Origin of the sequence: Serratia sp. BNK-4 (assembly GCF_048685115.1) — a bacterium.
In the GTDB taxonomy this organism is placed as follows: Bacteria; Pseudomonadota; Gammaproteobacteria; order Enterobacterales; family Enterobacteriaceae; genus Serratia; species Serratia bockelmannii.
Map to the genome: position 1 here is coordinate 1121149 of NZ_JBLQTM010000001.1, position 19347 is coordinate 1140495.

Annotated in this window: 21 protein-coding genes; 13 read left to right on the forward strand and 8 right to left on the reverse strand. The window is 63.4% G+C overall.

The annotated features are described in order from the left end of the window. Nucleotides 1-200: 200 nt before the first annotated feature. Nucleotides 201-1331, forward strand: coding sequence for a Gfo/Idh/MocA family protein (locus ACMGGW_RS05440; RefSeq protein ID WP_127146418.1), 1131 nt, complete (start codon nt 201-203; stop codon nt 1329-1331). A gap of 102 nt (nt 1332-1433) precedes the next feature. Here ACMGGW_RS05440 and ACMGGW_RS05445 read toward each other — a convergent pair whose 3' ends face one another. From ACMGGW_RS05445 to ACMGGW_RS05455, 3 genes are read right to left on the reverse strand one after another with little or no spacing between them, the layout of a single operon-like run. Beyond that, the gene (locus ACMGGW_RS05445; protein WP_049203907.1) at nt 1434-3305 is read right to left on the reverse strand and encodes an amidohydrolase; all 1872 of its coding nucleotides are present in this window, start codon (nt 3303-3305) and stop codon (nt 1434-1436) included. Nucleotides 3306-3326: 21 nt separating this feature from the next. Further along, nucleotides 3327-3872: an antibiotic biosynthesis monooxygenase gene (locus tag ACMGGW_RS05450; RefSeq protein ID WP_043136985.1), complete on the reverse strand. Its 546-nt coding sequence runs from the start codon at nt 3870-3872 to the stop codon at nt 3327-3329. 48 nt (nt 3873-3920) lie between these two features. Beyond that, nucleotides 3921-4565 (reverse strand): hydrolase, encoded by a 645-nt coding sequence (locus ACMGGW_RS05455; RefSeq protein ID WP_004939390.1) that lies wholly within the window; start codon nt 4563-4565, stop codon nt 3921-3923. Nucleotides 4566-4705: 140 nt separating this feature from the next. Between ACMGGW_RS05455 and ACMGGW_RS05460 the strand changes: the two genes are divergently transcribed. From ACMGGW_RS05460 to ACMGGW_RS05500, 9 genes are all read left to right on the forward strand, one after another. Next, nucleotides 4706-5617 (forward strand): LysR substrate-binding domain-containing protein, encoded by a 912-nt coding sequence (locus ACMGGW_RS05460; RefSeq protein ID WP_025302038.1) that lies wholly within the window; start codon nt 4706-4708, stop codon nt 5615-5617. Nucleotides 5618-5658: 41 nt separating this feature from the next. Next, nucleotides 5659-6033: a cell envelope integrity TolA C-terminal domain-containing protein gene (locus ACMGGW_RS05465; RefSeq protein WP_197832341.1), complete on the forward strand. Its 375-nt coding sequence runs from the start codon at nt 5659-5661 to the stop codon at nt 6031-6033. Between the two features lie 140 nt (nt 6034-6173). Beyond that, nucleotides 6174-6650, forward strand: coding sequence for an OsmC family protein (locus ACMGGW_RS05470; protein ID WP_049295238.1), 477 nt, complete (start codon nt 6174-6176; stop codon nt 6648-6650). An 89-nt stretch (nt 6651-6739) separates the two neighbouring features. Next, nucleotides 6740-7771 carry a fatty acid desaturase gene (locus tag ACMGGW_RS05475; protein ID WP_197832342.1) on the forward strand — a complete coding sequence of 344 codons (1032 nt, stop codon included), beginning with the start codon at nt 6740-6742 and terminating at the stop codon, nt 7769-7771. Between the two features lie 40 nt (nt 7772-7811). Continuing rightward, nucleotides 7812-8741 (forward strand): ABC transporter substrate-binding protein, encoded by a 930-nt coding sequence (gene osmF / locus ACMGGW_RS05480; protein WP_025302041.1) that lies wholly within the window; start codon nt 7812-7814, stop codon nt 8739-8741. Between the two features lie 61 nt (nt 8742-8802). Further along, the gene (locus tag ACMGGW_RS05485) at nt 8803-9963 is read left to right on the forward strand and encodes an ABC transporter permease (protein WP_197832343.1); all 1161 of its coding nucleotides are present in this window, start codon (nt 8803-8805) and stop codon (nt 9961-9963) included. Further along, entirely contained in the window at nt 9960-10895 is a 936-nt protein-coding gene (locus tag ACMGGW_RS05490; protein ID WP_049203911.1) for an ABC transporter ATP-binding protein, read from the forward strand. Before ACMGGW_RS05485 ends, ACMGGW_RS05490 begins: the two co-directional genes overlap by 4 nt. After that, nucleotides 10892-11665 carry an ABC transporter permease gene (locus ACMGGW_RS05495; protein ID WP_025302044.1) on the forward strand — a complete coding sequence of 258 codons (774 nt, stop codon included), beginning with the start codon at nt 10892-10894 and terminating at the stop codon, nt 11663-11665. Before ACMGGW_RS05490 ends, ACMGGW_RS05495 begins: the two co-directional genes overlap by 4 nt. A 28-nt stretch (nt 11666-11693) precedes the next feature. Continuing rightward, nucleotides 11694-12455 carry a PhnD/SsuA/transferrin family substrate-binding protein gene (locus ACMGGW_RS05500; protein ID WP_197832374.1) on the forward strand — a complete coding sequence of 254 codons (762 nt, stop codon included), beginning with the start codon at nt 11694-11696 and terminating at the stop codon, nt 12453-12455. Nucleotides 12456-12461: 6 nt separating this feature from the next. On the opposite strand, the gene ACMGGW_RS05505 is transcribed toward ACMGGW_RS05500, so the two are convergent. Next, the gene (locus ACMGGW_RS05505; RefSeq protein WP_025302046.1) at nt 12462-13181 is read right to left on the reverse strand and encodes an SDR family oxidoreductase; all 720 of its coding nucleotides are present in this window, start codon (nt 13179-13181) and stop codon (nt 12462-12464) included. Between the two features lie 134 nt (nt 13182-13315). Here ACMGGW_RS05505 and ACMGGW_RS05510 point away from each other — a divergent pair, with 134 nt between their 5' ends. Beyond that, nucleotides 13316-14227: a LysR family transcriptional regulator gene (locus ACMGGW_RS05510; RefSeq protein ID WP_025302047.1), complete on the forward strand. Its 912-nt coding sequence runs from the start codon at nt 13316-13318 to the stop codon at nt 14225-14227. Here ACMGGW_RS05510 and ACMGGW_RS05515 read toward each other — a convergent pair. From ACMGGW_RS05515 to ACMGGW_RS05530, 4 genes are all read right to left on the reverse strand, one after another. Continuing rightward, nucleotides 14215-14391 carry a hypothetical protein gene (locus ACMGGW_RS05515; protein WP_162837922.1) on the reverse strand — a complete coding sequence of 59 codons (177 nt, stop codon included), beginning with the start codon at nt 14389-14391 and terminating at the stop codon, nt 14215-14217. The two genes, ACMGGW_RS05510 and ACMGGW_RS05515, sit on opposite strands and share 13 nt — an antisense overlap. Before the next feature lie 103 nt (nt 14392-14494). Further along, complete coding sequence (yedA, locus tag ACMGGW_RS05520) at nt 14495-15418, reverse strand: drug/metabolite exporter YedA (RefSeq protein ID WP_025302048.1); 924 nt, start codon at nt 15416-15418, stop codon at nt 14495-14497. A gap of 110 nt (nt 15419-15528) precedes the next feature. Next, a complete protein-coding gene (locus tag ACMGGW_RS05525; RefSeq protein ID WP_025302049.1) occupies nt 15529-16023 on the reverse strand; it encodes a DUF2878 domain-containing protein in 495 nt (164 codons plus the stop codon). 176 nt (nt 16024-16199) lie between these two features. After that, on the reverse strand, nt 16200-16853 hold the full coding sequence (locus ACMGGW_RS05530) for a helix-turn-helix transcriptional regulator (RefSeq protein WP_025302050.1): 654 nt from the start codon (nt 16851-16853) through the stop codon (nt 16200-16202). 103 nt (nt 16854-16956) lie between these two features. Between ACMGGW_RS05530 and ACMGGW_RS05535 the strand changes: the two genes are divergently transcribed. Together ACMGGW_RS05535 and ACMGGW_RS05540 are read left to right on the forward strand one after the other, a co-directional pair. After that, nucleotides 16957-18411, forward strand: a complete 1455-nt coding sequence (locus ACMGGW_RS05535; protein WP_025302051.1) for an MFS transporter — start codon at nt 16957-16959, stop codon at nt 18409-18411. Nucleotides 18412-18441: 30 nt separating this feature from the next. Further along, nucleotides 18442-19290 carry a helix-turn-helix transcriptional regulator gene (locus ACMGGW_RS05540; RefSeq protein ID WP_151429128.1) on the forward strand — a complete coding sequence of 283 codons (849 nt, stop codon included), beginning with the start codon at nt 18442-18444 and terminating at the stop codon, nt 19288-19290. Nucleotides 19291-19347 lie beyond the last annotated feature (57 nt).

Sequence of the window (19347 nt, forward strand, 5' to 3'; positions counted from 1 at the left end):
TCCGGATATGACCAGCCGCGTCCGGGCTTTCCTCATTGTATCATCCCGTCAACGTTTCATGAACGGCATCACGAATATGAACTTTATTTTCCCGCGTGCTTGTTATTGAAATTTATATTCCATATAAACCCGTTATCAATCGGCGCGTTTCATTGAGCCGCGCCTGGTTCTACACAGAATTTCGGTCACGGGAGAAAATGATGAAACAGGTACGCGTTGGGTTAATCGGCACCGGCTATATCGGGCGTTGTCACGCTATCGCCTATGCGCAGGCCCCCACGGTCTTTCCCCTTAAAGGGGATCTGGTGCTGGAGATGCTGGCGGAGGTGACGCCCGAGCTGGCGGCGCAGCGCGCGGCCGAATTCGGCTTTGCGCGTTCGACCGGCGACTGGCGGCAGCTGGTGGCCGATCCGGCGATCGACGTGGTGGATATCTGCGCCCCCAACTTCTTACACAAAGAGATGGCGCTGGCGGCGATCCACCACGGCAAGCACGTGTATTCGGAAAAACCGCTGGCGCTGGACGCCGCCGACGCGGCGGAGATGGTGCAGGCCGCCCGCGCCAAGGGGGTGAAAACGCTGGTGGGTTTCAACTACATGAAGAACCCGACCAGCCAGCTGGCGCGCGAGATCATCGCCAACGGCGAAATCGGCGAGGTGGTGCATTTTTACGGCACCCACAATGAGGATTATCTGGCCGACCCGCGCACGCCGATCGACTGGCACTGCCGCCGCGCCAGCGCCGGGCTGGGCGCGTTGGGGGATCTGGCGGCGCACATCGTCAACATGGCGCACTACCTGGTGGGCGATATCGTGGCGGTCTCTGGCGATATGCAGACCGTGATCAAGCAGCGCCCGGACCCGAAAGACCCGGCGCGCCTGCTGCCGGTGGAAAACGAAGATCAGGCCAGTGCACTGCTGCGTTTCGCCGGCGGGGCGATGGGCACGATCGAAACGTCGCGCATCGCCTGCGGGCGCAAGATGGGGCTGACCTATGTGGTCACCGGCACTAAAGGCACGCTGAGCTATACCCAGGAACGGATGGCGGAGCTGAAGCTGTATCGGCACGATGAACCGGTGGAGCGGCAGGGGTTCAAGACGCTGCTGGTGGGGCCGAAGCACCCGGACTATGCAGCGTTTTGCATCAGCGCCGGGCACGGCATTGGTTTTAACGATCAGAAGACGGTGGAGATCCGCGATCTGGTCAACGGCATCGCCGCGGGCGATCGCATGTGGCCGGACTTTGAAGAAGGCTGGAAGGTGTCTTGCGTGCTTGATGCGATAGCCGCCTCCGCCGAGCAGCGGTGCTGGCTGGAGATCAACCGCGATTGACAATAAAATGGCGCTCTCCGCGGACAGCGCCATTAATTTTGCTACTTTACTAACTTAGTATCTTATTAAGCTAGTTACGTAATAAGTTGCTGGGCTGGCAACTTAGAACGAGAAGCACGAACAGCCGAACGCGCCCCAGAAGGCATTCTCGTCCGACACCGGGATGCTGGAGCGGCGCGCAATGTCATGCTGATGCGCGTGTACGCCGCACGGGCCGCAGCATTGGTGCGCCTGGCTCACGACCCCGACGCGAGCTGCCGCCGACGGCGGCGCGGAGCGGTAGTGGCCCGGCACTTGGGTGACCGGTGACCACTCCGGCAGCACCGGCAGCGGCGGTGGCGCCAGCGGCGAGAAGCTGCCAGCGGCGTAGACCACTTTGCCATCCACCACCGTCATCACCGACTCGATGCCTTTGATCTGCTCTTCCGGCACGCTGAAATAGTCCTGCGACAGCACCGCCATATCCGCCAACTGACCGACCTTGATCTGGCCTTTCTTGCCCTGTTCGGTGGAGAACCAGGCGCTCCCTTGCGTCCACAGCATCAGCGCCGTTTCGCGATCCAGACGGGCGCTGTCGTCGTACATCGCCATGCCGCCGACGGTGCGGCCGGAGACCAGCCAGTACAGCGCCGTCCACGGGTTGTAGCTGGCGACGCGGGTGGCGTCGGTGCCCAGCCCGACCGGCAGCTCAGCCGCCAGCATTTTCGCTACCGGCGGCGTATGTTTGGTGGCTTCGATGCCGTAGCGATCGGCGAAATATTCGCCCTGGAACGCCATGCGATGCTGCACCGCAATGCCGCCGCCCAGCGCCTTGACCCGTTCGATATTGCGTTCGGTAATGGTTTCGGCGTGGTCGAATAGCCAGTGCAGCCCGTTGAACGGAATGTCGCGGTTCACCTTCTCGAACACGTCCAGCATGCGGCTGATGGACTCGTCATAGGTGGCGTGCAGGCGGAACGGCCAGCGGTGCTCGACCAAATGGCGCACCACCCGCTCCAGCTCGTCTTCGGTGCCCGGCGGCAGATCCGGGCGCGGCTGCAGGAAGTCTTCGAAGTCGGCGGCGGAAAACACCAGCATCTCGCCGGCGCCGTTGTGGCGATAGAAATCGGTGCCCTGGCCTGGCTTGAGCATATCAGTCCACAGCTCGAAGTCTTCCAGTTCCTGCTTCGGCCGCTGGGTGAACAGGTTATAGGCGATGCGGATGGTCAGCTGCTTTTTCTCGTGCAGCTCGGCGATCACCTGATAATCCTCCGGGTAGTTCTGGAAACCGCCGCCGGCGTCGATGGCGCTGGTGAGGCCGAGGCGGTTCAGCTCACGCATGAACTGGCGGGTGGAGTTGACCTGCTGTTCCAGCGGCAGCTTCGGCCCTTTCGCCAGCGTGGCGTACAGGATCATGGCGTTGGGTTTGGCGATCAGCATGCCGGTCGGGTTGCCGTTGGCGTCGCGCTGGATCTCGCCGCCCGGTGGGTTCGGCGTGTCTTTGGTGTAGCCGACTACCTTCAGCGCCGCGCGGTTGAGCAGCGCGCGATCGTAGAGATGCAGAATAAATACCGGCGTGTCCGGCGCCGCCTGGTTGATTTCGTCCAGCGTTGGCATGCGGCGTTCGGCAAACTGGAATTCGGTCCAGCCGCCGACCACCCGCACCCATTGCGGGCTCGGCGTGCGCAGCGCCTGCTCTTTCAACATGCGCAGCGCGTCGGCCAGCGAAGGCACGCCTTCCCAGCGCAGCTCCAGGTTGTAGTTCAGGCCGCCGCGGATCAGGTGCAGGTGCGAGTCGTTCAGGCCCGGAATGGCGGTGTGGCCGTGCAGATCGATCACCTGGGTTTCCGGCCCGGCGTGCTGCATGACTTCGCCTTCGCTGCCGACCGCCAGAAACTTGCCGTCGCGGATGGCGACCGCCTGTGCGGTAGGATTTTGGCGATCGACGGTGTGAAACTTTCCGTTGGTGATGATCAATGAAGCGTGGTGGTTCATAACATTCTCCCGGCGAACCGCCTAGCGGCGGATCAGCCATTGATGAAAGACGCGAGTCACGATGGGCATCCACAGGTACACCACCAGGGCGACCACGGTGGCGTCATTGAGAAAATGGCCGAGCAGCGTGCCGTCCAGCTGCGGCAGCGCCAGCCCCCAAAACCAGGGCACCAGATTGGTGGAAGGGAAGATCACCAGCAGGGTGATGATGAACTGCTTCCACTGGGGCGGCTGGCGCACGTTGGGGTTGGGTGGGGTAAACCAGAACTCCGCGCCGGGGCGGATCTCGATATGGTCGTTCTCCAGCAACAACGGAGTGACTTCTTCGATGTATTGCTTGCGCAGCGGCGAGTTGAGCCAGCGGTAGAGATTGTCGACATTGTCGAAGCGGACCAGCACCGTATAGGCCTGTTCGCTGTCGGATGGGCGGATGACGTTGACGCCCAGATGGCCGGTGAAGCCCGCGGCGTCCGGCATGATGCGGTTCAGCCAGGCCTCATAGGCCTGCTCGTTCCCCGGCGCCAAACGGTGGGTGATCACCAGCGTGACATGCTGCGGATGGGCCATAAAACCGACTCCTGAAAATACCCCGGCGCGGGGCCGGGGCAGGGGGAATTATTTCACCGTGCGGGCCGGTGCGTGGTGCACCATAGTGTAAGCGTAGTCGACGCCCATGCCGTACGCGCCGCTGTGTTCGCGCACCAGCGCCATCACCGCGTCGTAGGTGTCTTTGCGTGCCCAGTCGCGTTGGTACTCCAGCAGCACCTGTTGCCAGGTCACCGGTACGGCGCCGGCCTGCACCATGCGATCGATCGAGCGTTCGTGCGCATCGACGGAGGTGCCGCCGGAGGTGTCGGTCACCACGTACACTTCATAGCCGGCTTCCAGCGCCATCAGCGCCGGGAAGGTCAAACAAACTTCGGTCCATAGCGCGGAGATCACCAGCTTTTTGCGGCCGGTGGCTTCCACGGCTTTAACGAAGGCCGCGTCTTCCCAGGAGTTCATCGAGGTACGTTCAATCGGGGTGATTTCAGGGTGTACCGCCAGCAGTTCCGGCCAGATATAGCCGCTGAAGCTTTCGGTTTCGACCGAGGTGAAAAGGGTGGGGACGTTGAAAATTTTGCCTGCCTTCGCCAAACCAACAACGTTGTTTTTCAGTTGCTGACGATCAATATTAGCCACGCCGAAGGCCATTTGTGGTTGATGATCGATAAAAATCAGTGCGGAATTGTCTTTATCAAGCAGTTGAAACTTGGACATAATTTACCTTCCCAGTGATATTTCGGTTGAACATCTGATGAGTGTAACGCCGATAAAACCCATGGTAGGCAGAGGGCGATTTCAAAGATACCGCAGAATTTTTGCCGACTTGTTGAGTTTTTTTATACACGGGAGAAAGCATGAGATTAAACCTGGAAGCGCTGCTGATTTTGGACGCGCTGGACCGGCACGGATCTTTCGCCGCCGCGGCCGCCGCACTGTTTAAAACCCCTTCGGCACTGAGCTATATGGTGCAAAAGCTCGAGAACGATCTCGACATCACCCTGCTCGATCGCTCCGGCCATCGGGCGAAGTTCACCGATACCGGCAAGCTGATGCTGGAAAAAGGGCGGGTGCTGCTGCGCGCGGCGCAGGATCTGGAACAGCAGGCGCGCTACGTGGAGAACGGCTGGGAAAGCGAGATCACGCTCGGGATCGACGCCTCCTTCCCGTTTGCCCGCCTGTTGCCGCTGATCGACGAGTTCTATCGGCAGCATCACCATACCCGGCTGCGTTTCAGCCACGAGGTGCTGGCCGGTTCCTGGGAGTCGCTGGTTTACGGCTGCGCCGACATTATCATCGGCGCCATTTGCGAGCCGCCGTCGCGGGTGGGCTATGCGTTCAGCCGCCTGGGGCAGCTGGATTACGTGTTCGCCGTCGCGCCGCAGCATCCGCTGGCGGCGCTGCCGGAACCGTTGCCGAAGGATGAGATCCGTCAGCACCGGGCGGTGGTGGTGCGCGATACCTCGCGCGTCAACGCGCCGCAGAGCCTGAACCTGCTGGAAGAACAGGATACGCTGACGGTCTTCGGCTTTGACGCCAAACTGCAGGCGCAGTTGGCCGGGCTGGGCTGTGGCTATCTGCCGCGCTCTCTGGCAGAACCTTACCTGAACAGCGGCGAACTGGTGGCGAAACGCGTTGAATCTGAGCGCTGCAGCGACGCTGCCTATTTCGGCTGGCGTGAAAGCGCCAGCGGCCTGGCGGCCAAGTGGTGGCGCGAGCGCCTGCAGCGTTACGCGGATGACGGTGAGGCTTACCCAGCGGCGCAGTAAGGGCGCTCGATAAAGATTAATCCCCAATAAGGACATCGGGAATGAAAAAGACACTAAGCCTGTTGGCGCTGTTGTTGTTGAGCGGCTGCGGCGCGGGGGCCGGCCATCAGGCCGGCACCCCGTTGCCGGGGCCGCAGGCCGAGGCGCAGACTGCGATGCCGCTCAGCTATCCGGTGCGGGTGCATAACGCGGTGAGCCGCGAGCTGCGTTTGCCGGAACACGCGCGCGGCCAACGCTGCACCATCAGCATCCGTCTGCGGCCGGACGGGAAACTGGCGAGCAGCAAGATCGTAAGAGGCGATGCGCCGCTGTGCGCGGCGGCCAACGCGGCGGTGCAGCGCGCGCAGTTTCCGCCGATGGCCAGCGCCACTGAATACGCGTTGTTCAACGCCGTGGTGCTCGATTTCGTTCCCTGAAGGGATGTGACCGACGGGCCGCCTGCGCGGCCCGTTTTTTCTCGTTTCGCCGTTTGCGTATTCACGCTTTTCCGCCAATAGTGTTCTCCGGGCATGCACCCAGACAATTTTTCATTGGCCGGCCAACGGGAGCAAAAGACATGAAAGGCGAGCATCATTATCAGGTCTCGGTGACCTGGCAGGGGAATCTGGGCGCAGGCACGGAAGATTATCGCGCTTATGGACGTGATCACCTGATCGGCGCCGTGGGCAAGGCAGATATCGCCGGCTCAGCCGATCCGGCCTTCCGCGGTGACGCGACGCGCTGGAATCCGGAGGATTTGCTGGTAGCATCGCTCAGCGCTTGCCACAAATTATGGTACCTGCATCTGTGCGCCACCTCGGGGATTTCGGTGCTGGCCTATCAGGACGATGCCGTGGGCGTGATGCGCGAAGACGCCGCGCGCGGCGGCTTTTTCACCTCGGTGACGCTGCGGCCGCAGGTCACGGTGCGCGATGGCGACGATCTGCAGCTGGCGCAACAGCTTCACGAGAAGGCGCATCACCTGTGCTTTATCGCCAACTCGGTGAATTTCCCGGTGGCGTGTGAGCCGCATGCCGCGTACGCAACCCGCTGAATTTTCACTTAGCTTTGCCATTTTCGTTATTTTGAACGCCGCAACGGCTCACGGATACTGAGAGAAAATCTCTTACCGCGAGCCGCAGCATGTCCCACGCCCACTATTTGCACCCCGAACAGCGCGAACGAATCAGGCAGCTTTATCGGCGCCGGCATTGGCGGCTGGAGCTGCCCACCTGGGGGATCATGGCGGCGGTGTACGGCGGCTGGTTCGGCGTGGCGTATTCTTGGCAGGCGCTGGGCCCGTGGCTTGGCGCACCGCTGCTGATCCTCCTGACCACCTGGTACCTGTCGTTGCAACACGAGCTGATCCACGGCCACCCGACGCGCTGGCCGCGCGTCAATCAGCTGTTCGGCCTGTTGCCGCTGGCGGTGTGGTATCCCTACGGGCTGTATCGCGATTCGCATCTGCGCCACCACCGCAACGACCACCTGACCGATCCGCACGAAGATCCCGAAAGCTACTACTTCAGCGCCGCGCAGTGGCGGCGTTATCCCCGCCTGTTGCCGCTGCTGGCCGCGGTGCGCAATACGCTGATCGGCCGGGTGCTCCTCGGCCCGGCGCTGGATATTGCCGCGACCCTGGCCGGGGCGGTGAAAGCGCTCGCCGGAGGGGAGTGGCGCGCCTGGGCGAGGTGGTTAGCGCACCTGTCGCTGTTGGTGGTACTGCTGCACTGGTTGCAGATGCAGGGTATCGGCACGGCGTTTTACCTGTTGGCCATCAGCTATCCGGCGTTGGCGCTGACCAAGGTGAGATCGTTTTTTGAGCATCGCGCCGTGGACGCACCGCAGGCACGTTCTATTATTAATGAGGCGGGCTGGCCGTGGCGGCTGTTGTTTCTCAATTTGAACTACCATTTAGTGCATCACGATCTGCCCGGCCTGCCCTGGTATGGTTTACGCGACGTCTATCTGGCGGAGCGCGAGGCGTATCAGCGGCGCAGTCAGGGATTTGTCACGCAAGGCTACGGCGAGTGGCTGCGCGATTACGCCCTGACGCCGATCGACGTTGGCGTGCATCCGTTGCACGCCGATGAACCGCAGGGGGAAGGCGATGCCCTGCCGACGGAAAAATTTATTGCGCGCTGGAAGCGCGTTTCTCAGGATTTTCCAACCTAACTGGCCCATGAGCCGGAAAACATATAACCAGAGGAAAAGTATGGCAATCACCTTATCACGCGGACGTTCCTTTGCCGTCGCGCTGGCTCTGCTGGCCACCGGCGGCCTGGCGCAGGCGGCCGACTCGGTGCGCGTCGGCTCCAAGATCGATACCGAAGGTTCGCTGCTCGGCAACATCATCGTGCAGGTGCTGGAAGCCAACGGCATCAAGACCACCAACAAGCTGCAGCTCGGCACCACCAAGGTGCTGCGCGGCGCCATCACCTCCGGTGAGATCGACATCTACCCGGAGTACACCGGCAACGGCGCGTTTTTCTTCTCCGATGAGAAAGATCCGGCGTGGAAGAACGCCCAGGCCGGCTTCGAGAAAGTGAAACAGCTCGACTACGACAAAAACAAAATCGTCTGGCTGGACGCGGCGCCGGCCAACAACACCTGGACCATCGCTATTCGCCAGGACGTGGCGGAGGCCAATCATCTGAAAACGCTGTCGGATCTCGGCAAGTGGATCAACGGTGGCGGCAAGTTCAAGCTGGCGGCCTCGGCGGAATTTATCGAACGGCCGGATGCGCTGCCGGCGTTCCAGAGTGCCTACGGTTTCAAACTGAATCAGGATCAGCTGCTGTCCCTGGCCGGCGGTGATACGGCGGTGACCATCAAGGCGGCGGCGGAGCAGACCTCCGGCGTCAACGCGGCGATGGCCTACGGCACCGATGGCCCGGTAGCGGCGCTGGGGTTGCAGACCTTGGCGGACCCGAAAGGGGTACAGCCGATCTACGCGCCGGCGCCGATCGTGCGCGAAGCGGCGCTGAAAGCGCACGCCAATCTACCTGAGCTGCTGAAGCCGGTGTTCGCCTCGCTGGACGGGCCGACGCTGCAAAAACTCAACGCCCAGATCGCCGTGGAAGGCCAGGACGCCAAACAGGTGGCGGCCGCTTACCTGAAAGAGAAAGGGTTTGTTAAGGGATAATGCCGAGGTGCCCCCTCTGCCGTCGGGAGAGGGGGTTAACCGAGGGAGCCGGAGCGTTTCTTTGACTATCGCCGTAAAACATCGCGTCTTGTTGACGCTGTTCATGCTGTTGCTGCTGGCCGCGTTCGGCCTGCCGTTCCTCAGTTATGCCCCCAATCGCCTGTTGTCGGGCAAAAGTCTCTCCTTGTTCTCCCTGCTGCACGGCCCGGCGCTGTGGCTGCTGTTGCCGCTGGCGGCGTTGGCGAGCCTCAGCCTGTTGCCGCCGACGCGGGGGCGGGCGCTGCTGGCGGCGCTGGCCGCCTGCGGGGTGTTGACGCTGGCCTTTTGGATCAGCGGGCAGGCCGCCGGGCACCTGGCGCAGGAGGGGTCGCGCCTGGCGCGCACCTCCTGGGGCAGCGGGTGCTGGCTGACGATGGCGCTGAGCCTGCTGATCGCTGCCGACGCCATGGCGCGCCTCACCGCGTCGCACCTGTGGCGCATGCTGGGCAACGCGCTGGTGCTGGTGCCGCCGGCGCTGCTGCTGTTCGGGCATCAGCTCGATCAGCTGTCGCTGCTGAAGGAGTACCACAATCGTCAGGAGGTGTTTGACGCTGCGCTGCTGCAGCACCTGACCATTCTGCTGGCGACGATGGCGCCGGCGCTGGCGATCGGCGTGCCGCTCGGGGTGCTGTGTTTTCGCTCCGAACGCTGGCAGCGGCCGATTTTCTCCGCGCTGAACATTATCCAGACCGTGCCGTCCATCGCGCTGTTCGGCCTGCTGATCGCGCCGCTGGCGGGGCTGGCGACGGCGGTGCCCTGGCTGGCGGAGCACGGCGTCAGCGGCATCGGCATGGCGCCGGCGATCGTGGCGCTGGTGCTGTACGCGCTGTTGCCGCTGGTGCGCAGCGTGGTGGCGGGGTTGCAAAGCGTGCCGGCCGGGGTGATCGAATCTGCCACCGGCATGGGGCTGACGCGCGGGCAGATCTTCCTGCGCGTGCAGCTGCCGCTGGCGCTGCCGCTGTTCCTGACCGGCGTGCGCATCCTGGCGGTGCAAACCGTCGGCATGGCGGTGGTGGCGGCGCTGATCGGCGCCGGCGGCTTTGGCGCCATCGTGTTCCAGGGGCTGCTCAGCAGCGCGCTGGATCTGGTTCTGCTGGGGGTGATCCCGGTGGTCATGATGGCGGTCATAGTCGATTCGCTGTTTAAATTTTGGGTTTCAATCCTGGACGTATCGCGCCGATGATTCACTTTGAGCAAGTCAGCAAAATTTTTCAGGGCAAGCCGGCGGTCGACGATCTCACGCTGCACATCGCCGAGGGCGAATTCACCGTGTTGATCGGCACCTCGGGTTCTGGCAAGTCCACGACGTTAAAAATGATCAATCGCCTGATCGAACACGATCGGGGCAAGATCCTCTTTGCCGGCGAAGAGATCCAGTCGTTTAAACCGCAGGATCTGCGGCGGCGCATGGGCTATGCGATCCAATCGATCGGCCTGTTTCCACATTGGACGGTGGAGGAGAACATCGCCACCGTGCCGCAGCTGCTGAAATGGCCGCGCGCGCGCATCCGCGATCGGGTTACCGAGTTGCTGGAGCTGCTGCACCTGGAGCCGGATCTGTTTCGCCGTCGCTATCCGCACCAGCTGTCCGGCGGGCAACAGCAGCGGGTGGGGGTGGCGCGCGCGCTGGCCGCCGATCCCGAGGTGTTGCTGATGGACGAACCGTTCGGCGCGTTGGATCCGGTCACCCGCGCGGCGCTGCAGGCGGAGATCGCCCGCATTCATCAGCTCTCCGGCCGCACCATCGTGCTGGTGACGCACGATATCGACGAGGCGCTGGGCCTGGCGGATCGCCTGGTGCTGCTCGATCAGGGGCGCGTGGTGCAACAGGGCACGCCGCTGGCGCTGTTGACCGCCCCGGCCAACGACTTCGTGCGCGATTTCTTCGGGCGCAGCGATCGCGGCATCAAGCTGCTGTCGCTGGGTACGGTGGCGGAGCGGGTGCGGCCCGGCGTCGCTGGGGGCGAGCCGATCGCCGCCGCCATGAGCCTGCGCGAGGCGCTGTCGGTGTTTGTGGCGCGCGGCAGCGACTGCCTGCCGGTGGTGGATGAACGGGGCGAAGCGTTGGGGGTGTTGCATTTCAACGATCTGATCGCCGGGCAGGCGCTGTCATGAGCGGGCGCATCGGGCGCCTGCTGCGCGATCCGTTGCCCTGGACGCTGGCGCTGCTGTTGGCGCTGGTGTTCGGCATGGATCATCTGCGCGGCCTGTTCGCCGCCTGGTTCCCTGATTTGGAGCGGCCCATTTATCAGCAGGACAGCTTTATCGCGCTGGTGGGGGCGCACCTGTCGCTGGTGGCGATCTCCAGCCTGATCGCGGTGGTAATCGGCGTGGCGGCGGGCGTCGCTGTGACCCGACGCAGCGGCCGGGAGTTTCGTTCGCTGGTGGAAACGGTAGTGGCGGTGGGGCAGACCTTCCCGCCGGTGGCGGTGCTGGCGGTAGCGGTGCCGGTGATGGGCTTCAGCGAGCAGCCGGCGATCATTGCGTTGGTGCTGTACGGCCTGCTGCCGATCCTGCAGGGCACGCTGGCGGGCATCGAATCGGTACCGCCCGCCACGCGCGAGATCGCCCGCGGCGTGGGGATGAGCGCCTGGCAAATTCTGTGGCGGGTTGAACTGCCGCTGGCGGCGCCGGTGATTGTCGCCGGGATCCGCACGTCGGTGATCATTAACATCGGTACGGCGGCCATCGCTTCCACCGTCGGCACCAAGACGCTCGGCTCGCCGATCATCATCGGCCTGAGCGGGTTTAACACCGCCTATGTGATCCAGGGCGCGGCGGTCGTGGCGTTGTTGGCTATTATCACCGATATGCTGTTCGAACGTTGGGTGCGTTATCTCACCGCCTGGCGCCAGCAGACGCTGGCGACCACTCCGGCGGGGTAAGGGGGAAATGATGCAGGTGTCTCTACCGATGTACGGCGTTGGCCGGGAGCAGGCCGAATCCTTCTGGCAGGTCTTGCGCGGCAAGCTGCTGCGGCTGGGGTTGCCGGCGGCGCCGGAACGGCTTAGCTGGCCGGACGATCTGGCGCAGCATTGGCGGCGCGAGGATCTCTTGCTCAGCCAAACCTGCGGTTATCCGTTGGTCAGCAGCCTGCCGCAGGTGCAGCTGATCGGAACCTATCATTATCGGGTGGAAGGGTGCGACGGGCCAAATTACCGCAGCTGGCTGGTGGTGCGCGCAGGCGACCCCGGCGAACGGCTGGCGGATTTTCGCGGCCGGACGGTGACGTATAACAGCACCGATTCCCAGTCCGGCTACAACGGCTTGCGCGCGCTGATCGCGCCGCTGGCGCAGGACGGGAAATTCTTCGGTGCGGCTATCGCCTCCGGCGCGCATTATCAGTCGCTGAAGCTGATCCGCAGCGGGCAGGCGGATATCGCCGCCATCGATTCCATCAGCATGGAACTGCTGCGCCGCGCGCAGCCACAGGCGCTGGAGGGACTGAAAATCATCGGCCGCACGGCGGCGGTGCCCGGTTTGCCGCTGATCACCGCAGCCGGCACGCCGCCGGAACAGGTGGACATCCTGCGCGCCGGCGCCCGAGCGATGCTGGATGAGGCGGTCAGCGACCGCCTGCTGATCGGCGATTTCAGCCTGGTGCCGCGCTCGGCTTACCAGATTATCACCGTGCTGGAGCAGCAGGCCGCCGCACAGGGCGTGACGGCGCTCTAGCCGCCGTTACAGCAGGCCGCCGCCGTCGATGTCGATCACGCTGCCGGTGACGAAACCGTTCTCCATCGCCAGCAGGTAACCCGCCGCGACGTCGGCCGCCTGGCCGATCCGGCCGACCGGCAGGCTGCCGCTTACGCGCTCGAACAGCGCCTGACGCTGCGCGGCGCTCATGCCGTCGTAGGCTTCGGTGGCGGTGATGCCGGGGCTGACCACGTTCACCCGCCGCGGCGCCAGCTCCTTCGCCAACTGTTTGCCGACCGCTTCCAGCGCGGCGTTGATGCCGGTTTTGATCAACTGACCGCCAAGGTATTTACGCGACAGTTGGCCGGAGGTCAGGGTGATGGAGCCCTGCGGCGCCAGCGTCGGCAGCGCCGCCTGCACCGCGCGCAAGCTGCCCCAGAATTTGACGTTGAAGTCGGCCTGCGCCTGCTCAAAGGCAGTCTCCGCCAGCGGTTTCGCGTCCACCAACGGCCCGGCGGTGATCACCAGATGGTCGAAAGCGCCGACGGCGGCAAACAGCGCATGCAGTGATGCTTCATCGGTCAGGTCGGCCTGCATCAGATGCAGCGCGTCGTTTTTCTCCCCGGCGTGGGGAAGGCGACGTGAAGCCAGCACCACTTCAGCGCCGCGCGCCGCCGCCGCGTAGGCCACCGCGGCGCCAATGCCGCTGGTGCCGCCCAGGATCACCAGCTTTTGTCGTTTCAGGGGGGAGTCGGGAATCGTCATGTTAAGGCCTCTTTTTAGGTAAGTTTCAACGGGATCTATCTTTCCTGATTGAAAATGAGGAAAAAAGCCCGCCTAATAGCAAACACTTGTAAATTAATATTAATAATTGATTGGGCTAAAAAGAGGGGAAATACATGACCTCATTTGTCGATCTCGAGGTGTTTGTCCGCACGGTGGATGGCGGCAGTTTTTCCGCCGCGGCGCGCGCGCTGGACATGACGCCGGCGGCGGCCAGCATTGCGGTGAAAAGGCTGGAGCAGCAGCTGGGCGCGCGGCTGCTGGTGCGTTCTACCCGCAGTCTGAGGTTGACGGAGGAGGGGGCTCGCTATCTCGACAGCGCGCGCCTGGCGCTGGGCGCGTTGGCCGAAGGAGAGCAGGCGATCCGCGAGAAGCATCAGGGGCTATCCGGGGTGCTGCAGATTTCCGCGCCGTCGGATTTTGGCCGCAATTTGCTGCTCTGCTGGCTGGATGAGTTCCGCCTGCAGCACCCGCATATTCAGCTGCAGCTCCTGATCAACGATCGGCAGGCCGATCTGTTTCGCGAACCGGTGGATGTGGCGCTCCGTTTCGGGCCGTTGGCCGACTCTTCGCTGGTGGCGCTGCCCATTTTGCCGCAGCACCGGCGGCTGATCTGCGCCAGCCCGGATTACCTGCGGCGGCATGGCGCGCCACAAACGCCGGCCGATCTGGTTCGGCACAGCATTCTGGTGTATCAGCCCAGCGGCAAACGACAGGTGGAATGGCGGCTATGGCGCGGTGAGGAACTGATCGAAGTGCCGTTGAACGGCAGCTATTTTACCGATGACGGCGAGGTGGCGCGGCGCTGGGCGCTGGCCGGGCACGGGGTGGTGCGCAAGTCGGCGATCGACGTGGTGGCCGACATTCGCGCCGGGCGGCTGGTGCAGCTGTTGCCGGAATGGCGCAGCGACGCGGTGCCGATCAATCTGGTCTGCCCGCATCGCTCGCAGGTGTCGGAACGCGTCAGGCAGCTGCAGCGCTTTTTACAGCAGCGCTGTCAGCGTTGGATGGACGATCACTTGGCCTGAAGGGTTTCGGTTTGCGCCGGCGTGGCGGCGGTATCCCCGGCAGGCGCGCTTTCTTCATGCGGGGTGGTGGAACGGGTGTAGATGTTCAGCCCGGCGAGGAATACGCCGCCCAGAGAACCGAAGGCGCACAGGGCGATGACGATGAGGAACGCTTTTTTCAGCATAGGAATAATTTCGCAGGTTGCTTGGAACAGCGGGAATTATAGCCCCTTCGCCGGGTGAAACAAGAATCGTTTTTAACGGCGGCCCGCAGACCGCCCTTTGTGATCACCGCCGTTCGCAGTCGATGGCCTGTACGTTGGCCGGGCGGGCGAACAGGTATTTTCCCAGCGTCACCAGCACCACCGCCGCCACGATGATCACCAGCGCCAGCCACTCGCGCGGCGCCAGCGATTCACCGGCGAAACCGATGCCGAGCAGCACCGCCACCACCGGGTTGACGTAGGCATAGCTGGTGGCGACCGCCGGGCGCACATTCTTCAACAAGAACATATAGGCGCTGATCGCCAGCATCGAGCCGAAGACAATCAAGTACCCGAGCGCCAGAAAGCCGCCGGTGCTCGGCATCTGAGCCAGGTGCTCGCCGCTCAGCCGGCTGGCGACCAATAACACCACGCCGGCGACCAGCATCTCCGCCGCGCCGGCCATCGGCCCGGCCGGCAGCGAGATGCGCGATCCCAATACCGAGCCAAAGGCCCAACTGGCCGACGCCAGCAAGATCAACAGCGCGCCGGTCGGGTTGCCCACCAGGTTGTTGCCGGTGTTGAGCAGCACGATGCCCACTAACCCGAGCGCAATACCGGCCCATTCCAGTTTGGTGTTGCGCATGCCCCACAGCAGGCTGAAGCAGAGGGTGAACAGCGGCACCGTCGCCACCATCACCGCGGCGATGCCGGACGGCACATGTTGGTGTTCCGCCACCGTCACCAGGCCGTTGCCTACCGCCAGCAACAGAATGCCAATGGCGCCGGCGGCCAGCCACTGCTTCGGCGTCGGCAGCGCGTGGCCGCGCCAGGCCAGGAAACTGAACAGCACGATGCCGGCAATCAGAAAGCGAATCCCGGCCATCATCAGCGGCGGCCACTGCGCGACGCCGAGGCGAATGACGAAATAGGTGGAACCCCAAACGATATATAACGTGAACAACGCCCCGATCAACGGCAGGACGCTACGGCTTTGTTGGCTAAGCATAGGGATGTGTTTTTGCAGGGATGATTATTATTAGAACGCTCAGTAAACCCGATTGGGCAACCGATAAGCAATGGCTTTCGGCATTATTTTTCCCGACTGCCGCAAGCCGTTCAGCTGTTCCGCCGCTTCCACTGCAGCCAACTGACGGCCGGCAGGTAAATCGACCAGCCGACGGCCAGCAACAGCAGCATGAACTCCGGCGGCACGCCGGGCAGTAACACGCCCAGCTTCCAGGAGACGGCGTAGGCGAAAGGACCGACGGCGGCGCCCAGCACCGCCAGCGGCCAGGGCGCCGCTCTGACCACGTCCAGCAGCCAATACCACCAGCAGCCGAAGCCGATCCACAGCGCGAGGGTCCAGAGCGGCAGGCCGTGTTGCCCGCTGTAGTGCAGCACGCCGCTGTAGCTCCATAGCCCATCCATGCCGATACCGCCCAGGGCAGCCAGAGCCGCGCCCTTACGGCGGGTGGCAGGGGTAAAGATCAGCGCCAGCGCCGCGCCGGCCAGCAGTAGGCCGTTGAGCCGATCGCGAGTCAGCAGCGCCAGCAGCCAGCAAACGCCCAGTCCCAGCGTCGCCAGCCAGAATCCGGCATGCGGCTTCTTCATCGTTCAACTCCCGTGGGGTTACTCTGCCGCTGCGCGCTTAGCGCCGACGGATTTGCCAAGCGGGCGCGAAGCCCGCTGTTTGCCTGAATGTTCGTTAATTCAACCTTAGAAGGGAAGGTGTGGGGTGCACAAGCAGAATAATCTGTACCGGTTGAAAACGTGGGCAAAAACCGGTGTTACAGGAGCGAAATCCGGTAGGCGCAGCGGCGCGAGCCGGCCAGAATGTGTTCGGCGCGCTCCACCTGCGCCTGCAGCACTTCGGTGAAGATACTCAGCTCCGCCCGGCAGAAGCCCTGGCAGACGGTGGCAGCGGCGCAGATCGGGCAGTGGTTTTCCACCAGCAGATAGGCACCGTCCTCCTCCTGGCGCCATTCGGCCATATACCCTTCGCGACAGCGGATCTCGGTCAGGCGCGCCACGCGCTCCTGCAGATCGGCGGCGCCAATCATCGCCTGCTTGTAGTTGATGCGGTTTTCCTGCTCGCGGGTTTCGATCAGCACGTCGAGCGCCTGTTCGCCCAGCTTGTCGCGCACGGTGCGCAGCAGCTGAACCGTCAGGTCCGCATGGGTATCGGGAAAGCGCGCATTGCCGGCCGAGGTCAAATGCCACAGCTGTACCGGGCGGCCTACGCCGCGCGTTTCCGCCACCGCTTCGACCAGCCCCTCTTTCGCCAGCTTGACGAACTGCTGGCGGGCCGCCTCACCGGTGGTGCCGAGCACCTTTCCTGCGTCAGAAGCTTGCTGCGGGCCGCGGGTTTTCAATAGCGTCAGCAAGCGGTCACTGACCGATTGTGCGGTCTTTCCGCTATTTTCCAAGTTTATTCTTGACATATTTCTCCGCCTCGCCCTAACTTATTCCAAGATAACTCTTGTTAAATTTAACGCAATCTTATGATCAACTCAATGCCATTCCTCTGAAAACAGGACGACAACCGTGATAACCCATGACGATAGCCGCTGGAGCGACCTTTTCTCTGGCAAAAATGCGGCCAGTGCGATCGCGCTCTCGCTCGGCGTGGCGCTGCATGCCATCAATATTCTGGTCGCCACCACCATCTTGCCCTCGGTGGTGCAGGATATCGGCGGGCTGGATCTCTATGCCTGGAACACCACGCTGTTCGTGGTGGCGTCTATCCTCGGCTCCGCGCTGTCGGCCCGCTTGCTCAGCGGCTACGGTGCGCGCAGCGCCTATCTGGTGGCTTCGCTGTTCTTCATCGCCGGGGCGGCGCTGTGCGCGCTGGCGCCGAGCATGCCGGTGATGCTGATCGGCCGCACGGTGCAGGGCTTTGGTGGTGGGCTGATCTTTGCGCTCTCCTACGCGATGATCAATCTGGTATTCGAGCAGCGGCTGTGGCCGCGCGCCATGGCGCTCATCTCGGCGATGTGGGGCATCGCCACCCTGGTGGGGCCGGCGGTAGGCGGTATTTTCGCCGAACTGAACGCCTGGCGCTGGGCCTTCGGCATTCTGCTGCCGATCATGGCGCTGTACGCCGCGTTTACCTTCCTGATCCTGCCCAAGGGCAAAGCGCAGCAGGCGGCCGCACCGTTGCCGACCGCACAGCTGCTGTTGCTGACCGTGGCGGTGCTGGTGGTGTCCGCCGGCAGCCTGGCGCACAGTGCCTGGATCAACCTGGCGGGCATCGCGCTCTCGCTGGTGCTGATGGCCTGGTTGCTGAAGCGCGAAGCGCACTCGCGCGCCCGCCTGTTGCCGCACGGCGCACTGCGGCGCGGCTCATCGCTGGCGGCGTTGTACATCACGACCGCGTTGCTGGTGATCGGCATGACCAGCGAAATCTTCGTGCCTTATTTCCTGCAGCTGCTGCACGGCCAGTCGCCGCTGATCTCCGGCTATATCGCCGCCGCTATGGCCGCCGGTTGGACGTTGTCCGAGATCCTCAGCTCCGGCTGGCGCGGAGCGGGCATTCGCCGGGCGATCGTCAGCGGGCCGCTGTTCGTGCTGGTGGGCTTGCTGGCGCTGGCGATCCTGATGCCGATGCCGTCCGGCGGCCACTGGCAGGCGTTGGCGCCGATCGTCATTGCGCTGTTGCTGGTGGGATTCGGCATCGGCTTCGGTTGGCCGCACCTGCTGACGCGCATTTTGCAGGTGGCGCCTGAAGCGGACAAAGATATCGCCGGCGCTTCAATTACCACGGTGCAGCTGTTCGCCACCGCATTCGGTGCGGCGCTGGCCGGGATGATCGCCAACCTGGCGGGGCTGAACGATCCGGGTGGCGCGACGGGCGCGGCATCGGCGGCGCGTTGGCTGTTCCTGGCGTTCGCGCTGGCGCCGCTGCTGGCGGTATTCAGCGCCTGGCGCTGCGCGGCGATCGCGCCGCCGGGGGCCGAGACGGGCAATTTTGTACAAAACCCGCCCTCGCGCGAGTGCTAGAATGCCTCTCATTCAGCGGAGGTAGGCAAGATGAAGGCGGAAGGCATAGCGCGCAAAGCATCCCGGGAGCAGGCTCATTTTATGCACGTCGACGATCTTGGCGGGCTGGAAGTGCTGCAGGCCACCTACCGCCGCCAAACCTTCTCGCGCCACAGCCATGAAGGCTTCTGCGTGGGCGTCATCGACGATGGCGCCCAGCGCTTCTACCGCACCGGCGGCGAACACGTGGCGCCGCTGGGCAGCATCATTCTGGTCAACGCCGACGATATTCATACTGGCAGTTCCGCCACCGAAGAGGGCTGGTCGTATCAGGCGATGTACCCGGCGCCGGAGCTACTGGCCTTTTTATCGCGCGATCTGAAAACCGGCGCCGGCGCGACGCCTTATTTTCCCAACCCGGTGGTGCACGACGTCGGCCTGGCTGGCCAGTTGCGCATGGCGTTCAGCCTGCTGCGCAGCGATGAGAACCGGCTGATGAAGGAGACCATGGTGTTCTCGGCGCTGACCTGGCTGATGCTGCGGCACGGCAAAAGCCGTATCGATCCTGCGCCGCAGAGCCGGGCGCAAAGCCAAGTGGCGCGGGTGAAAGCCTTTCTCGACGATTTCCCCGAGGCGGACATTTCGCTGCTGGAGCTGGCGGAGCGCGTGGCGCTCAGTCCTTATTACCTGCTGCGGCAGTTTCAGCAGGCCACCGGCCTGCCGCCGCACGCCTATCAAATTCAGGCGCGGCTGCGCAAGGCGCGCGGCATGCTGAAGGCCGGCAACAGCGTGCTGGACAGTGCGTTGAGCTGCGGCTTTCACGATCAAAGCCATTTCCACCGCCATTTTCGCAAGTCGATGGGCGTCACGCCGGGCGACTACGTCAAATCGCTGAAATAGCCGGGCAATCGGGTGCAATACCCGTGTACGCCTGCGCCGTAAGCTGGCTTCTTCAAC

Bases quoted from the DNA above. Each gene is read 5' to 3' on its own strand.
- ACMGGW_RS05475 (WP_197832342.1), top strand. From the start codon at position 6,740: ATGTCCCACGCCCACTATTTGCACCCCGAACAGCGCGAACGAATCAGG.
- osmF (WP_025302041.1), top strand. From the start codon at position 7,812: ATGGCAATCACCTTATCACGCGGACGTTCCTTTGCCGTCGCGCTGGCT.
- ACMGGW_RS05500 (WP_197832374.1), top strand. From the start codon at position 11,694: ATGTACGGCGTTGGCCGGGAGCAGGCCGAATCCTTCTGGCAGGTCTTG.
- ACMGGW_RS05490 (WP_049203911.1), top strand. From the start codon at position 9,960: ATGATTCACTTTGAGCAAGTCAGCAAAATTTTTCAGGGCAAGCCGGCG.
- ACMGGW_RS05505 (WP_025302046.1), bottom strand. From the start codon at position 13,181: ATGACGATTCCCGACTCCCCCCTGAAACGACAAAAGCTGGTGATCCTG.
- ACMGGW_RS05530 (WP_025302050.1), bottom strand. From the start codon at position 16,853: ATGTCAAGAATAAACTTGGAAAATAGCGGAAAGACCGCACAATCGGTC.
- ACMGGW_RS05465 (WP_197832341.1), top strand. From the start codon at position 5,659: ATGAAAAAGACACTAAGCCTGTTGGCGCTGTTGTTGTTGAGCGGCTGC.
- ACMGGW_RS05445 (WP_049203907.1), bottom strand. From the start codon at position 3,305: ATGAACCACCACGCTTCATTGATCATCACCAACGGAAAGTTTCACACC.
- ACMGGW_RS05540 (WP_151429128.1), top strand. From the start codon at position 18,442: ATGAAGGCGGAAGGCATAGCGCGCAAAGCATCCCGGGAGCAGGCTCAT.
- ACMGGW_RS05525 (WP_025302049.1), bottom strand. From the start codon at position 16,023: ATGAAGAAGCCGCATGCCGGATTCTGGCTGGCGACGCTGGGACTGGGC.
- ACMGGW_RS05510 (WP_025302047.1), top strand. From the start codon at position 13,316: ATGACCTCATTTGTCGATCTCGAGGTGTTTGTCCGCACGGTGGATGGC.
- ACMGGW_RS05450 (WP_043136985.1), bottom strand. From the start codon at position 3,872: ATGGCCCATCCGCAGCATGTCACGCTGGTGATCACCCACCGTTTGGCG.
- yedA (WP_025302048.1), bottom strand. From the start codon at position 15,418: ATGCTTAGCCAACAAAGCCGTAGCGTCCTGCCGTTGATCGGGGCGTTG.
- ACMGGW_RS05515 (WP_162837922.1), bottom strand. From the start codon at position 14,391: ATGCTGAAAAAAGCGTTCCTCATCGTCATCGCCCTGTGCGCCTTCGGT.
- ACMGGW_RS05495 (WP_025302044.1), top strand. From the start codon at position 10,892: ATGAGCGGGCGCATCGGGCGCCTGCTGCGCGATCCGTTGCCCTGGACG.
- ACMGGW_RS05455 (WP_004939390.1), bottom strand. From the start codon at position 4,565: ATGTCCAAGTTTCAACTGCTTGATAAAGACAATTCCGCACTGATTTTT.
- ACMGGW_RS05440 (WP_127146418.1), top strand. From the start codon at position 201: ATGAAACAGGTACGCGTTGGGTTAATCGGCACCGGCTATATCGGGCGT.
- ACMGGW_RS05460 (WP_025302038.1), top strand. From the start codon at position 4,706: ATGAGATTAAACCTGGAAGCGCTGCTGATTTTGGACGCGCTGGACCGG.
- ACMGGW_RS05470 (WP_049295238.1), top strand. From the start codon at position 6,174: ATGAAAGGCGAGCATCATTATCAGGTCTCGGTGACCTGGCAGGGGAAT.